12 protein-coding genes are annotated in these 14,022 nt (G+C 72.6%); 8 read left to right on the forward strand and 4 right to left on the reverse strand.

Annotated elements, in window-relative coordinates; all coding sequences use genetic code 11:
- The first annotated feature begins 138 nt into the window (after positions 1-138).
- The 4 genes from ACRB68_RS18190 to ACRB68_RS18205 are packed head-to-tail and all read left to right on the forward strand — an operon-like array spanning position 139 to position 3,687.
- The gene (locus ACRB68_RS18190; RefSeq protein WP_153533693.1) at positions 139-657 is read left to right on the forward strand and encodes a hypothetical protein; all 519 of its coding nucleotides are present in this window, start codon (positions 139-141) and stop codon (positions 655-657) included.
- Positions 654-1,769, forward strand: coding sequence for an efflux RND transporter periplasmic adaptor subunit (locus tag ACRB68_RS42505; RefSeq protein WP_328594378.1), 1,116 nt, complete (start codon positions 654-656; stop codon positions 1,767-1,769). Before ACRB68_RS18190 ends, ACRB68_RS42505 begins: the two co-directional genes overlap by 4 nt.
- Positions 1,766-2,488 (forward strand): ABC transporter ATP-binding protein, encoded by a 723-nt coding sequence (locus ACRB68_RS18200; protein ID WP_328594379.1) that lies wholly within the window; start codon positions 1,766-1,768, stop codon positions 2,486-2,488. The genes ACRB68_RS42505 and ACRB68_RS18200 overlap by 4 nt, the downstream gene beginning before the upstream one ends.
- The gene (locus ACRB68_RS18205; RefSeq protein WP_153533695.1) at positions 2,485-3,687 is read left to right on the forward strand and encodes an ABC transporter permease; all 1,203 of its coding nucleotides are present in this window, start codon (positions 2,485-2,487) and stop codon (positions 3,685-3,687) included. The genes ACRB68_RS18200 and ACRB68_RS18205 overlap by 4 nt, the downstream gene beginning before the upstream one ends.
- A gap of 37 nt (positions 3,688-3,724) precedes the next feature.
- Here ACRB68_RS18205 and ACRB68_RS18210 read toward each other — a convergent pair whose 3' ends face one another.
- The gene (locus tag ACRB68_RS18210; RefSeq protein ID WP_328594380.1) at positions 3,725-4,915 is read right to left on the reverse strand and encodes a lipid-transfer protein; all 1,191 of its coding nucleotides are present in this window, start codon (positions 4,913-4,915) and stop codon (positions 3,725-3,727) included.
- Between the two features lie 110 nt (positions 4,916-5,025).
- Between ACRB68_RS18210 and ACRB68_RS18215 the strand changes: the two genes are divergently transcribed.
- From ACRB68_RS18215 to ACRB68_RS18225, 3 genes are read left to right on the forward strand one after another with little or no spacing between them, the layout of a single operon-like run.
- Positions 5,026-6,612, forward strand: coding sequence for an acyl-CoA synthetase (locus ACRB68_RS18215; protein ID WP_153533697.1), 1,587 nt, complete (start codon positions 5,026-5,028; stop codon positions 6,610-6,612).
- A gap of 33 nt (positions 6,613-6,645) precedes the next feature.
- Positions 6,646-7,491 (forward strand): MaoC/PaaZ C-terminal domain-containing protein, encoded by an 846-nt coding sequence (locus ACRB68_RS18220; RefSeq protein WP_153533699.1) that lies wholly within the window; start codon positions 6,646-6,648, stop codon positions 7,489-7,491.
- A gap of 53 nt (positions 7,492-7,544) precedes the next feature.
- A complete protein-coding gene (locus ACRB68_RS18225; RefSeq protein ID WP_153533701.1) occupies positions 7,545-9,266 on the forward strand; it encodes a WD40 repeat domain-containing protein in 1,722 nt (573 codons plus the stop codon).
- Positions 9,267-9,406: 140 nt separating this feature from the next.
- Here the strand turns inward: ACRB68_RS18225 and ACRB68_RS18230 are convergent, their stop codons facing one another.
- From ACRB68_RS18230 to ACRB68_RS18240, 3 genes are all read right to left on the reverse strand, one after another.
- Complete coding sequence (locus ACRB68_RS18230) at positions 9,407-10,669, reverse strand: hypothetical protein (RefSeq protein WP_153533703.1); 1,263 nt, start codon at positions 10,667-10,669, stop codon at positions 9,407-9,409.
- A 146-nt stretch (positions 10,670-10,815) separates the two neighbouring features.
- On the reverse strand, positions 10,816-11,709 hold the full coding sequence (locus ACRB68_RS18235; protein ID WP_153533705.1) for an SAM-dependent methyltransferase: 894 nt from the start codon (positions 11,707-11,709) through the stop codon (positions 10,816-10,818).
- A gap of 165 nt (positions 11,710-11,874) precedes the next feature.
- Entirely contained in the window at positions 11,875-13,500 is a 1,626-nt protein-coding gene (locus ACRB68_RS18240; protein WP_153533707.1) for an SAM-dependent methyltransferase, read from the reverse strand.
- A gap of 280 nt (positions 13,501-13,780) precedes the next feature.
- Here ACRB68_RS18240 and ACRB68_RS18245 point away from each other — a divergent pair, with 280 nt between their 5' ends.
- Positions 13,781-13,969: a hypothetical protein gene (locus ACRB68_RS18245; RefSeq protein WP_153533709.1), complete on the forward strand. Its 189-nt coding sequence runs from the start codon at positions 13,781-13,783 to the stop codon at positions 13,967-13,969.
- The last annotated feature ends 53 nt before the right edge of the window (positions 13,970-14,022 follow it).

The raw sequence follows: 14,022 nt of genomic DNA on the forward strand, positions 1-14,022 counted from the left end.
CCCTCTCGTCCGTGGCCATCGTGCCGACGCGGGCGTTTCCTCACCGTTAGGAGCGGAGGAAACAGCGGGGAAACGGGCCGCCCGGTTGCATCACCTCCCGTCGGCCGGAAGCGATCCGGCCCGGAACAAGGAGCAACGATGCGACCGTGGATCGCGGCCCTGCCGCTGGCGCTCACCCTCGCCCTGACCGCGTGCGGCGGCTCGGACGGCGACGACAAGGACGACGTGGCGTCGGCGGGCGGCGGCAAGGGCGGCGCCTCCGGCTCCGCCGCCCCGACGCTCAGCCGGGACGAGATGGGGGTGAAGTTCGCGACCTGCCTGCGCGAGCACGGCCTGGACGTCAAGGACCCCGAGCCGGGCAAGGGCCTCATGCTGACGTTCGACCGCAAGGTGGACCGGACGGTCGTCGACAAGGCGATGCAGGAGTGCCGCCAGTACGACCCGATGGCCGACGGCGGCAAGGGCGCCGACCCCAAGGGCGAGGAGCACCAGCGCGAGTACGCCGTGTGCATGCGCAAGAACGGTGTCGAGGCGTTCCCCGACCCGAAGCCGGGCCAGAAAGGCATGATCATCACCCGTGACGCCGACGCGGACCCCGACTTCAAGTCCGCGCAGGCCGCCTGCCGGCCGATCCTGCAGGGAGGCGGCGGGAAGTGACCACCGAGACCGTCGTGCAGGAGCGCGCGCCAGGGGAGACGCGCCGCCGCCGCCGGGGCGGGCGCCGGTTCGCCGTGGCCGGGCTCGCAGGGGTCGTGGGTGTCACCGCCGCCGCCTTCGCGCTGGCCGGCGGCGGCTCCGGGGACGGCCCGCAGGCCTCCGCGCTGCCGCCGAAGACCATGCCGGTGACACGGCAGACGCTCAAGGACGCCGAGAGCGCCGACGGCACCCTCGGCTACGGCGAGGCGGCGACCGCGACCAGCCGGCTGCCCGGCACGATCACCCGCCTGCCCGCCGGCGGCGACCGCATCACCCGCGGCAAGCCCCTCTACGAGGTGGACAACGACCCGGTGACGCTGCTGTACGGGTCCAAGCCCGCCTACCGGACGCTGCGTCCCGGCATGGAGGGCTCGGACGTGCGCCGCTTCGAGAAGAACCTGGCGGCGCTCGGCTACGACGGGTTCACCGTCGACGACGAGTACACCGAGGACACCGCGGACGCCGTCCGCGAATGGCAGGACGACCTCGGCCTGGAGGAGACCGGCGAGGTCGAACTAGGCCGCGTCGTGTACGCGCCGGGCGCCGTCCGGGTGGACGCGCTGCAGGCCGGCGAGGGCGACCCGACCGCGCCCGGCCGCAAGGTGCTCACCTATACCGGCACCGCCAAGGCCGTCACGGTGAAGCTCGGCGTGGAGGACCGGCGCCTCGCCCGCAAGGGCGCGGACGTGGACGTCACGCTGCCCGACGACAGCGTCGTGCCGGGCCGCATCACCAAGGTCGCCACCGTCGTCGAGCCGGCCGCCGAGGGCAAGGACCCCGAGACCAAGGTCGAGGTGGAGGTGGCGCTGAAGGGCGCGAAGGCGCAGAAGGCGGCCGACGCGTACGCGCTGGCGTCGGTCGACGTCGGCTTCACCGCCGGCACCCGCCGCGACGTGCTGACGGTCCCGGTCGCGGCGCTCGTCGCGCTGCAGGGCGGCGGGTTCGGCGTGGAGGTCGTCAAGGGCGGCACGTCGGCGTACGTGCCGGTGAAGACCGGGCTGTTCGCGGGCGGCCGGGTCGAGGTCTCCGGCGCCGGGATCGCCGAGGGCACCGCGGTGGGGGTCCCGAAGTGATCGAGCTGACGGACGTGACGAAGCGCTACCCCGGTGGCGTCACCGCGCTCGCGGGCGTCTCGCTGCGCATCGCGGCGGGCGAGCTGGTCGCGATCGTCGGGCCGTCGGGGTCGGGCAAGTCGACGATGCTGAACGTGCTCGGCACCCTGGACCGGCCGACGTCGGGCGAGGTGCGCGTGGACGGGCACGATGTGGCCCGGCTGCCCGACGCGAAGCTGTCGGCGCTGCGCGCGACCCGGATCGGGTTCGTGTTCCAGCACTTCCACCTGGCCTCGGGCACGACCGCGCTCGGCAACGTCGCCGACGGGCTGCTGTACTCGGGGCTGCGGCCCGCCGAACGGCGCCGCCGCGCGGCGGCGGCGCTGGAGCGCGTCGGCCTCGGGCACCGCATGCACCACGAGCCGCACGAGCTGTCGGGCGGCGAGCGGCAGCGCGTCGCGATCGCGCGGGCCGTCGCGGGGGAGCCGCCGCTGCTGCTGGCCGACGAGCCGACCGGCGCGCTGGACTCGGTGTCGGGGGAGGGCGTCATGCGGCTGCTGCGCGAGCTGAACGCGGCGGGCACCACGGTCGTCGTCATCACCCACGACCGCGAGATCGCCGCCGCCCTGCCCAGACGGGTGCAGATGCGCGACGGGAAAGTGGGGGGGTCGGGGCTCCCGGAGCTTGTGACGAGCCCCGAAGTCGGGGGTCTCCCTCATGAAAATAGGGAGCGGGCATGACGACTGACCTGCGGCCCGCCCGCCTCATCCCCCGCGACGTCGTCAAGGTCGGCGCGGTCGGGTTGCGGACCCGGCCGATGCGGGCGTTCCTGTCCGCGCTCGGCATCGCGATCGGGATCGCGGCGATGGTCGGCGTCGTCGGCATCTCGTCGTCGTCGCGGGCGGATCTGGACCGCGCCCTCGCCGCGCTCGGCACGAACCTGCTGACCGTCGCGCCCGGCACGAGCATGACCGGTGAGCAGGCGCAGCTGCCGCTGGAGGCCGAGGCGATGGTGGGCCGGATCAGGCCGGTGCGGCAGGTGTCGGCGATCGGCCGGGTGGCGGACGCGAGCGTCTACCGCACCGGGAAGATCCCGGCGACCGAGACCAACGGGCTCGGCGCGTACGCGGCGCGCACCGGCCTGCGCGAGGCGACCGGCGCGCAGTTGGCGAGCGGCCGGTGGCTGGACGGGGCGACCGGCTCCTACCCGGCGACGGTGCTCGGCGCGACGGCCGCGCGGCGGCTCGGGATCGGGCACGCGGGACCGGACGTGCAGGTGCTGATCGGCGGCCGGTGGTTCACCGTCATCGGCATCCTGCGGCCGGCGGCGCTGGCGCCCGAGCTGGACACCGCCGCCCTGGTCGGCTGGCCCGCCGCCACGTCGGTGCTCGGCTTCGACGGGCATCCGACGACCCTCTACACCCGGTCGCGGGACGCCGCCGTCGAGCGGGTCCGCGGGGTGCTCGGCGCGACGGCGAACCCCGAGGCGCCGAACGAGGTGGAGGTGTCGCGGCCGTCGGACGCGCTCGCCGCGCGCAAGGCGGCGGGTGAGGCGTTCACCGGCCTGCTGCTCGGCCTCGGCGCGGTGGCGCTGCTGGTCGGCGGCGTCGGGGTGGCCAACACGATGGTCATCTCGGTGCTGGAGCGGCGCGCCGAGATCGGGCTGCGCCGCTCCCTCGGCGCCACCCGGGGCCAGATCAGGCTGCAGTTCCTCGCCGAGTCGCTGCTGCTGTCGGCGCTCGGCGGCGTCGGCGGGGCGCTGCTCGGCGCGCTGGTGACCGCCGGCTACGCCCTGGTCCAGGGCTGGCCGCCGGTGGTGCCGGCGTGGGCGGTGCTCGGCGGCGTCGCCGCGACCCTGGCGATCGGCGCCGCCGCGGGCCTGTACCCGGCGATCCGGGCGTCCCGGCTGTCGCCGACCGAGGCCCTGGCCGCGCACTGAACGGGTGGGGGCGGCCCGGCCGCCCCCACCCGGGACGTCAGCGGGCGGGCTTGTAGACGGTGACGACGGCGGCGCCGCCGAGGCCGATGTTGTGCTGCAGCGCGCCGGTCACGTTCTCGACCTGGCGCTTGTCGGCCTGGCCGCGGATCTGCCAGGTCAGCTCCGAGCACTGCGCGAGGCCGGTCGCGCCGAGCGGGTGGCCCTTGGAGATCAGACCGCCGGAGGGGTTGACGACCCAGCGCCCGCCGTAGGTGTTGTCGCCGCTGTCGACGAGCTTGCCGCCCTCGCCCTCGGCGGCCAGCCCGAGCGCCTCGTAGGTGAGCAGCTCGTTGGTGGAGAAGCAGTCGTGCAGCTCCACGACCTGCACGTCCTCGGCGCCCAGGCCGGCCTCGTCGTAGGCCTGCCGCGCGGCGAGCGCGCTCATCTTCGCGCCGACCAGGGTGATCGCGCTCTTGTCGGTGAAGGTGTCCCTGGTGTCGGTCACCATCGACTGGCCGGCGATCTCGACGGCGCGGTCCCACAGGTCGTGCTCGTCCACGAACCGCTCGCTGGCGATGACCGCGGCGCCCGAGCCGTCGGAGGTCGGCGAGCACTGCAGCTTGGTCAGCGGCTCGTAGACGGTGCGGGCGGCCAGGATGTCCTCGAGCGAGTACTCGTCCTGGAACTGGGCGTAGGGGTTGTTCACCGAGTGCTTGTGGTTCTTCCAGCCGATCTTGGCGAACTGCTCGGCGGTGGTGCCGTACTTCTCCATGTGCTCGCGGCCGGCCGCGCCGAACATGTAGGGGGCGATCGGCTCGCCGGTCCACTCGTAGAGCTCGAACACCTCCTTGATGTGGTTCAGCATCGGCTGCTCGCGGTCCTCGAAGGTGGTGCCGAGCGAGCCCTTCTGCATCTTCTCGAAGCCGAGCGCGAGCGCGCAGTCGACGACGCCGGCCTTGACGGCCTGGCGGGCGAGGAACAGCGCCGTGGAGCCCGTCGAGCAGTTGTTGTTGACGTTCACCACGGGGATGCCGGTGATGCCGAGCTCGTACACCGCGCGCTGGCCCGAGGTGGACTCGCCGTAGACGTAGCCGACGTAGGCCTGCTGGATCGCGTCGTAGGAGACGCCCGCGTCCTCCAGCGCCTTGGTGCCGGCCTCGCGGGCCATGTCCGGGTAGTCCCACTCCCGGCTGCCGGGCTTCTCGAACTTGGTCATGCCGACGCCGACGACAAAGGTGCGGTTGCTCACGTGACGTACCTCCTCGATGTGCCCGCGACGCTAGGGCCTATGTTAGAAACAGTCAAGCTTGTATGTTTCTATGCTGTCCCGCCCTGAGCGCCGTACGTCCCGGAGGACGGATGCCCCGCAGCTTCAACCTGGCCGACCTGTTCGAGACCGTCGCCGACGCCGTGCCGGACAAGCTCGCGCTCGTCGCCGGAGACGTCCGGCTGACCTACCGCGAGCTGGACGAGCGGGCGAACCGGGTCGCGCACCACCTCGCCGCCGCCGGGGTGACGGCGGGCGACCACGTGTCGATCCTCGCCTACAACCGCGCCGAGTGGCTGGAGGCGCAGATCGGCGCGTTCAAGCTGCGCGCGGTGCCGGTCAACGTCAACTACCGCTACACCGCCGGCGAGCTGGCGCACGTCATCGGCGACTCGGAGTCGGTCGCGCTGGTCGGCGAGCGGTCGCTGATCGCGCGGCTCGGCGAGGCGCGCGACGGGCTGACGCACCTGCGGCACGTGCTCGTCATCGAGGACGGCTCGGCCGACGAGGTCCCCGGCGGCGTGGCCTACGAGGACGCGCTGAAGCAGGCGTCCCCCGGACGCGACTTTGAGGAGCGCTCCGGCGACGACCTCTACCTGATCTACACCGGCGGCACGACCGGACTGCCGAAGGGCGTCATGTGGCGCTCGGAGGACATCTTCATGTCGGCGATGTTCGGCGGGAACATGCTCGGCGACCCGATCGCCTCGCCCGAGGAGCTGACCGAGAAGGTGCAGGACGGCGGCCTCACCACCATGGTGTGCGCGCCGATGATGCACGGCGCGGGCATGTGGGTCGCCTGGATCGCGCTCACCTCCGGCTCCACCCTGGTCCTGTGGACCGGCCACGCCTTCGACGCCGCCGCCGTCCTCGCCACCGCGCAGGCCGAGCGGGCGCAGGTGCTGCTGCTCGTCGGCGACGTGATGGCGCGGCCGATCGTGAAGCTGCTCGCCGCCGACCCGGCCGCCTACGACCTGTCGTCGGTGCTGGCGATCGGCACCGGCGGCGCGGCGACCTCGCCCGACGTCAAGGCGCGGCTGCACGAGCTGATCCCGTCGCTGCTGCTGGTGCTGGACGCGTTCGGCGGCTCGGAGACCGGCGCGTCCGGCCAGGCGATCGAGCCCGCCCCCGACGGCTCGCCGCGCTTCCTGCCGCGCTCGGCCGACGTCGCGGTGCTGGACGACCGGCTGCGCCGCGTCCCGCCCGGCTCCGACGAGATCGGCCAGCTCGCCCGCACCGGCCGCATCCCGCTCGGCTACTGGAACGACGAGGCCAAGACCGCCCGCACGTTCGTGCTGGACGAGGACGGCAACCGCTGGTCGCTGCAGGGCGACATGGCCCGCGTCGACGGCGAGGGCGCGATCGTGCTGCTCGGCCGCGGCTCGCTGGTCGTCAACACCGGCGGTGAGAAGGTCTTCGTGGAAGAGGTCGAGGCGACGCTGAAGACGCACCCGGCGGTGGAGGACGCGCTGGTCGTCGGCGTCCCCGACGAGCGGTTCGGGTCGCGCGTCGCGGCCGTCGTCGCCGCGCGGGACGTCACGGCCGAGGAGCTGGCCGCGCACTGCCGCCTGACGCTCGCGGGGTACAAGGTGCCGCGCGACATCGTCATCGTGGACGAGGTGCGGCGGTCGCCGGCCGGGAAGGCCGACTACCGCTGGGCCAAGGGCCGCCTGGCCTGAACACGGTTCGCCACCAACCCCCAGGGAGAGATCATGACCGAGCCGAAGATGAACACCGAGAGCCTCGGCGTGTGGAGCGACCCGTTCGACTTCAAGGTCGAGCAGGCCCGCACCGTCGCCTACGCCGAGGCCACCAACGACGACAACGGGCGCTACCTGTCCGGCGAGATCGCCCCGCCGGTCTTCGCGATCGTGCCGGTGTTCGACGGGATGATCCCGCCGCTGTTCAAGGTCGTCCCCGACAGCCTGATCCCGTTCGTGGTGCACGGCGAGCAGGACATGGTGTTCCACCGGCCGATCGTGCCCGGCACCACGCTGACCTCCCGCGCCAAGGTCACCGGGTTCGCGTCCAAGTCGTCCGGCACCACCGTGTCGCTGAAGCTGGAGACGCGCGACGAGTCGGGCGAGCTGGTCAACGAGCAGTGGATGGTGTCGTTCTTCCGCGGCTACCAGGCAGGCGAGACCGTCGGCGAGCTCGCGCCGGCGCACTCCTTCCCCGAGGAGCTGCGGGACGCGCAGCCGATCGCCGAGGTCGTCCAGCACGTCGACGACGACCAGACCTTCCGCTACTCCGAGGCGTCCGGCGACCCGATGCCGATCCACCTGGACGAGGAGTTCGCCAAGTCCGCGGGGCTGCCCGGCATCATCGCGCACGGCCTGTGCACCATGGCGTTCACCTCCCGCGCGGTGATCGAGTCGGTCGCGGCCGGTGAGCCGACCCGGCTGAAGCGGCTCGCGGTGCGCTTCTCCCGCCCCGTCCTGCCGGGCCAGGACGTCACCACCCGCATCTGGGACAAGGGCGACGGGACCTACGCGTTCGAGTCGACCTCCAGCAGCGGCGACGTCGTCATCAAGGATGGCCTCGCCGAGATCGGCTGACCCGTCCCCGGGCGGGGGCCGCGCGGCCCCTGCCCGGGAGTACCCTGCCCCGGGTGGGGAAGATCATCGATTACGGGCGGTTCGCGGAGCGGCTGCGCCGGCCCGCCGGCCGCTGGGACCTGCTGCGCGGGTTCCAGGAGGAATGGGGCTACGAGGTCCCGCAGGACGCCCGCTCGTGGGAGCGCGACGCGCCCAACGAGCACAAGGAGTACGTGCGGGGCCTGAGCGGTGAGGACGGCGACGACAGCGACCCCTCCCTGCCGATCCCCGAGGCCCTCGGCGAATGGTGGGACCTGCCGTTCAACTCCTTCGTCCACAGCGCCCGCCTGTACGAGACGAACCCGGAATGGCCGCCCACGCTCCGGCCCGACCCGACCGGCTACGGCGTCTCGGACGCCCTACCGCCCGGTTCGCCCTTCATGCCCGCCAACGGCGACCCGCGCCTCTGTGTCTTCATGGCCGAGAACCAGTACTGCAACGAGTGGGGCTACCTGGCCGCCGACTCGGCCGAGCCCGATCCGCGCGTCCTGGTCAGCACCGGCGACGATTGGGTGCTGCAGGCCGCGTCCGTCTCGCAGTTCTTCCTGCACCTGGCCGTGGACCGGCTGCCCCGCCACTTCGGCTGGACGGTCGAGGTGAGCGAACTGCCCGGCGAAGTCCTGGAGCGGCTGCGCGCCGCGTACCCGCCGCTCGGCCTGGAGCCGTGGTGCGAACTCGGCAGGCACGTCACCGCGTACGGCGCCCCGGACGCGATCCTGTTCCACGACACCGGGATCGGTGATTTCGAGCTCGTCGCCACCGGCCGCACCGAGGAGGCGCTGCGCGAGGTGGCGCGCGTCCTGGAGGTGGACTGGGACGAGTGGATCTGCGAGCCCGAGTCGACGCCGCCGCGCCTGAACGTCCCGGGCGGCGACGGCTACACGATCGTGTCCGTCTCCGAGGAGCCCCTCGCCCGGCCTGACCCCGGCCTGGAGTTCGCGGACGGGCTGCGCCTCCCGGACGGCGTCACCGCCACCGCCGGCATGCCCGGCCCCATCGTCGCCATGGGCGACGCCGACGGCCTGGTCTCCCTCTGGGCGCCCGGCATCGAACCCGAGCCGTTCGGCGTCGCCCGCCGCGGCGGGCCCGTCACCGCCGTCGCGCTGGCCCGCCTGGAGACCGGCCGGGCCCTCGCCGCCGCCTGGGCGGACGGGACCGTCCGGCTGTGGGACCTGGACTCCGGTGAGGCCGCCGACCTCGAGCTCGGCCCCGCCATCGAGGTGATCACCCTGGACGCCGGCGCGACGCTGCGGGCGGGCGGCCCGGCCGGCACCGCGACGCTCGCCCTCGACCCGGACGGGCTGTGGCCGGCCCGCTCCGTCATGGTGCGGCTGCACCGGATCGACTGGTCCGGGCTGCACGGCGTGTCCGGCCCGGCCACGGCCTTCCCCGACCTGCTGGCGGCGGCGCGCGGGCCGTCCGCGCCCAAGGCGGTGGCCGCCCTCGGCGAGCTGCTGCACCGCGACGGCGAGGTCGCCCAGGCCGCCGCCGCGTCGCTCCCGTACCTGCTGGTGATCGCCTCGCTGCGCGCCACCCCCGCCCGCGTGGAGCTGCTGGAACTGGCCGGCCGGATCATCCACGCCGTCCGGACGGCGCCGCCCCCGGCCGACCCCACCTGGCACGACATGGCCCGCCAGGTCGTCGAGGACATCACCCCGGCGATCCACGCGATCGTGGAGATGGACGACGACCCGGCCGTCCGCGCCGCCGCGTCCCGCATCCTGGAGAGCGCCTAGCCCGCCGTCCAAAGGTCAGCGGTGATGCGTCTTCCAGACTCGTCCAGGTGCGGATCGACGGGAACGTGTACGACCGTGGAGAGTGGAACTCCTGCCAGTCCGTCGGGAGCCGCGGGCAGGGCCGGTCCAGCAGGGCGGGGTCACCCTTGCCCCGGGGGCGGGTGGACCATGCTGCTGCACGGCATGGTGTGGTCGCGCAATCTGGACGCGGAGATCAGCCGGTTCTCGGCCGGCATGGAGGTGCCGTCGATGACGACAGAGGTGTTCGGAGCGGCCTCGTCCAGGTCGGCCAGAAGGGTGGCCAGGAGTCTGCAGGCCAGCTCGACCGCGTCACCGAACGGGCAGACGGCAGGCAGATCCCGCTCGATGCGCAGCAGGTCGGCCAGCTCGGTCCTGAGCCTGGCGACGGTGACGCTCATAGGCCTGCTGAAGGCCATCATGAAGCCGTCCATCACGGCCGGCTCGGGCAGCTGCGGCACGGCCGCCACGCGGCTTCTGACCCGGTCGGGCAGAGAGGGGTACCAGTCCCGGATCGCCCGCATGGCCTCACCGGCATAGAGGGCCAGGGCGTAGAACGCGGCCGGGTGCGTGCTCCGCAGATCGGCGTCTTCCGCCGCGTACAGCAGCGAGATCAGCCATACCCATCTGGACGTGGTGTTCCGCACGGTCACATATCCGGTGTTCATGCGCTGGTGATCGATGGCCTGACGTTGCCGCAGTCCCCGTCCCCACACCGGCACGTGGGAGGAGCGAAGCCCTCCGGCCAGCAGATGAGCGATCCAGTCGCGCGGGAGCACCGCCAGCCGCTCGGCCGCCGCCTGGCCCGCCGGCCCGCCCCGGGATCCGTGATCGGCGGGGCTGGGCAGGGCGATCGTCCACGCCTGCAGGTCCGGTTCGGCCTCGGCGCCCTGCTCGAGCAGCACGCCCGGGTCGGTGACGACGACCGCCTGGCGCCACAGGTCGGCCGGCAGCAGGCCCGCGTCCGTCAGCAGCACGGGCCAGTGCGTGTGGTCCAGTTCCCCGATCCTGTCGATCTCATCGACCGCTGTGAGGTACACCAGCACCCCGGGCCCGGTCCGCCAGCCGATCGCGTGGACCGCTGTGCCCAGGGCTCGGTTCCCGTTCCGATCGTCCTCGATCACGGTGTGGAACAGCCGGGCCGGCCGGGGCGTCCCGGAGCGCTGCTCAGGCGGGTGGAAGATCCAGTGCGCGTCCGCAGGCACCTTGCGCCCGCTGCCCCGGCACCAGGCGTCGATGGTGTTCCGCGTCCACAGCGGAAGCCCGTCGGCATCGACCGCGTCCCTCGCCGGAAGCGGCTTGGCGCGCAGCGTCCTGGGCGAAAGGCCGACGCGGGCCGCGAACTGGGGCAGTGTGTACAGCACGGCAACCGGGGACAGGGGCAACGCGTGTCCTTTCGGGAGCAAGCCGTCTGGTCGCCTAAGGCGCAGCCGCCGTACACCGGCGGCCCGGTGAGGTGCAGCGCCGGCGAGGCCGTGGACATCGCCCGCGCACCTGGAGCAAGGTCACGATCTTGGGTCGCGGCGCACGCTCAGAAAGGAAGCCGTCCGAGGGCGCACAGCCACTGGACCTGGTCGGGCGCGGCCGGGGGAGCGGGAGGCGGCGATGGCTGCAGGGACCAGCGTTCGCATGGCGCCAGGCCGGGGCCGAGGAGCTCCAGCCCGTCCAGCAGGCCGTGGATCTGCTCGGGAGCACGTGCGGTGATCAACGGCCGGACCGTCTTGTTCCACGCGGCCACCAGGGAATCGGCGGCCGGGGGCCGCCAGCCGGGCCGGCCGGACCAGGCGGACAGATGCGTGAACAGCAGGCAGGAGCCGGCGGGCGCCGTGCGGATCAGCCGCTGCACGATCCGCCGGGCCTGATCGTGGTCGAGGATGCACTCCATCACCCCCGTCAGCACGATCCCCACCGGCCGGTGGAAGTCCAGCATGTCCGCAGCGTTGAAGAGCAGCTCATCGGGTTGGGCGAGGTCGGCGTCCAGATGGCCGACCGAGCCGGCCCGGTCACCGACCAGCAACGCCCGCGCGTGCGCCATCACGACGGGATCGTTGTCGGCGTACACCACCCGGGCGCCCGGGTGGATGTTCTGGACGATCTGGTGGGTGCTGCCGGTGACGGGCAGGCCCACGCCGATGTCCAGGAACTGGTCGATCCCCTGCGCGGCCATGTGGGCGGTCGCCCGCATCGTGCAGGCCTGGTGGTGCCGGGCCGCCGTTCTGGTGCCCGGGGCCCGCTCCTCCAGGCGGGCCGCGGCCTCCCGGTCGTGGAGGTAGCTGTCCCTGCCGCCCAGCCAGTGATTCCACACCCGCGCGCCCTGCGGGCCGGAATCCCGGCTCCATCCGCCTCGGCTGTGCAGGTCGTTCATCCCGGCCGGGCGCCCTCGCCGCGTAGTGGACGCCGAAGCGGCAGCCGATAGATCAGACATGGCGATCACCGTAAACCGGTCACTGTCACCGCAGATGTCACCCCAAAAGGAAACCTTTCCGGGACCGATCCGCGTAGACAGCGAGGGAGGTGCGAAACGGGCGCTGCCGTCCCGCGATGGGCCGATATCGCGCCAGCCGCGCCGCCATCGATCCGCCGCCTCGGCTCAGCGTGCGGCCATCACCCGGCCCACGGCTCCCAGGATCCTCATCGGCCGCTGGACGTAGGGCTGCTCGGGTCGCCAGTTCCCCACGTCGGTCAGCCCGGGCGGCATCAGGGGAAGCCCCACCATCAGTCGTTCGATCTGCTCGGGGCTGCGCAGGTTCTGCGGAATCGCGGCGTCAGGGTTGCGGGAGTCGATGTAGGGCCGCTGCCGCGGATGCAGGCGGTCGCCGCTGAGGTGGGTCATGGCCCAGGCGCTGCCGGGCGCCAGCGCGCCGACGTACCGGCGGATGATCTTGACGACGTCGTCGGTGCCCAGATCCTCGTCCGGTTCGCCCACGTACTGCAGCGTGTTGGCCGACAGCAGGCCGACCGGTTCGGACAGGTCCAGATGGCGCCGCGCGTAATCCAGGACCTTGTCGGCCTCCTGCAGATCCGCCTCCAGGAAGAACGTCGACCTGTTGTCGATCACCAGGGCCCGCGTGTGGATCGCCACGTCGGCATTGCAGTCGACGTAGACCACGCGCGGGGTCTGGGCCGACACCCGCCGCGCCACTTCATGCACGTGCGGCCATTCCGGCACCGGCATCCCCGATCCCAGGTCCAGGAACTGCCGGATGCCGTCCCGGGCGAGGACCTCCACCATGCGGATCATGCATTCGCGGTTCTCCGCGGGCAGCTTCACGGTGTCGGAGCCGTCGGCGGCGGCCTGCACCCAGGCCCGCTGCGCCGCGGTGTTGTTCTTCCCGCCCAGCAGGTAGTCGGTGACGCCGACGTTGTCGATCGTGTTGACGGGCAGGGGCCGCTGCTGCGGCTGCTCGGGAGCACGCCACAGCAGCGTCTCGTCCTCGGCGAGGATCTGTTCGCGCATCCGCTGCAGCAGGGCTCCCGGCGCGGCCCCCAGTTCGGCCTCCATCGCCTCGGCGGCCTGCTGGTAGGTCCGCAGGGCCTCCGTCCGCCGGCCCAGCCGGTACCAGGTCAGCATCAGCCGGCAGTGCAGCACTTCGTTGACCGGGTCCAGGGTGAGGTATTCGGTGATCTGCTCCACCAGCGCCGGCGAATGCCGTCCCAGGTCCAGCTGGATGCCGATGTAGGCCTCGACGGCCGAGCGCCGCTGTGTCAGCAGCGGGTGGCGCAGCCAGTTCGCGGCCGGGGTGTCGGGCAGATCGGGCAGCCCCTGCCTGAACGGCACCCCCCGCCAGGGCGTCAGCGCCTGCTGCAGATGCGCGGCAGCCTCCGACAACAGCCCCTCCTGCTGCGCCTTTTTGGCGAGCTTGACGCCTTCGCGGAACGCCGCGACGTCGATGTGGTCGCCCGGCCCCAGCGCGAACCGGTACTGCCGGCCTCCCAGCGGAGCGGGCTCGGTCACCAGCCGCTCGGCGAGCGGTCCGAGCGCCTTGCGCGCCTTGTAGACGCGCGTGGTCAACGCCGAGGTGTAGTCCTGGGTGGAGTCGACATCCCACAACAGCGCCTTGAGCTCCCGCGTGGATATCGCGCCAGGGCTCTGCATGGCCACCGCGCAGATCAGCTCCCGCACGCTCTGCTGCCGCCGCCTGCTGCCCTTCTCCAGGTCGACCGGCCGGCCCTGGTCGTCCTCGACCATCAGCTCACCGATCAGTGAAATTCTCATCTCCGCCTTCCTTCGCTCGCCCTCAGGCGACCTGACAGCCGGCGTCCCTGCGCGCCTGATACCAACCACGCTCTGATCGCTTTCCGCAAGCGCGCCGGCGGCGCGGGGCGTCGGCGAATCGTGCCTAATTAAACCGGTTCACGAAGAAAACCCGTGGTCACCGCTTCCGGTGACCGTTCGGGCCCCGGTCTAGGGGGAGCAGCCGTCGGGGGTGATGTGCCATCGGCTCGCAGCCGTCTTCCCCGCAGCACTGAGAAGAAACTACGGACCGAGGATGGCGATGGACCGGCAGACGCCCCTGCCGTACCCCTTCGACGGCGGCTATGAGAACGGGTACAGCGGAAGCGGCGCCGACGGCCTGCGCGCCGCCCGGGACGCCGCCCGCCAGATGGCCGGCGGGGAACCGTCGCCCCCGGGCGGCTGCGTCGCGGCCAGGTTCCGCCTGCCGAAAGTAGGGGGTGGCCGGTGACGTTCGCCCGGTCCGCCGGCGGGTGATCGTTTCCTAGCGTTCGAGACGTGGAC

The organism is Actinomadura macrotermitis (assembly GCF_009604375.1).
GTDB classification, from domain to species: Bacteria; Actinomycetota; Actinomycetes; order Streptosporangiales; family Streptosporangiaceae; genus Spirillospora; species Spirillospora macrotermitis.

What these genes read in the sequence shown, in the direction of transcription:
- ACRB68_RS18215 (WP_153533697.1), top strand. Translation starts at nt 5,026, where the DNA reads ATGCCCCGCAGCTTCAACCTGGCCGACCTGTTCGAGACCGTCGCCGAC.
- ACRB68_RS18190 (WP_153533693.1), top strand. Translation starts at nt 139, where the DNA reads ATGCGACCGTGGATCGCGGCCCTGCCGCTGGCGCTCACCCTCGCCCTG.
- ACRB68_RS18235 (WP_153533705.1), bottom strand. Translation starts at nt 11,709, where the DNA reads ATGTCTGATCTATCGGCTGCCGCTTCGGCGTCCACTACGCGGCGAGGG.
- ACRB68_RS18245 (WP_153533709.1), top strand. Translation starts at nt 13,781, where the DNA reads ATGGACCGGCAGACGCCCCTGCCGTACCCCTTCGACGGCGGCTATGAG.
- ACRB68_RS18205 (WP_153533695.1), top strand. Translation starts at nt 2,485, where the DNA reads ATGACGACTGACCTGCGGCCCGCCCGCCTCATCCCCCGCGACGTCGTC.
- ACRB68_RS18220 (WP_153533699.1), top strand. Translation starts at nt 6,646, where the DNA reads ATGACCGAGCCGAAGATGAACACCGAGAGCCTCGGCGTGTGGAGCGAC.
- ACRB68_RS18240 (WP_153533707.1), bottom strand. Translation starts at nt 13,500, where the DNA reads ATGAGAATTTCACTGATCGGTGAGCTGATGGTCGAGGACGACCAGGGC.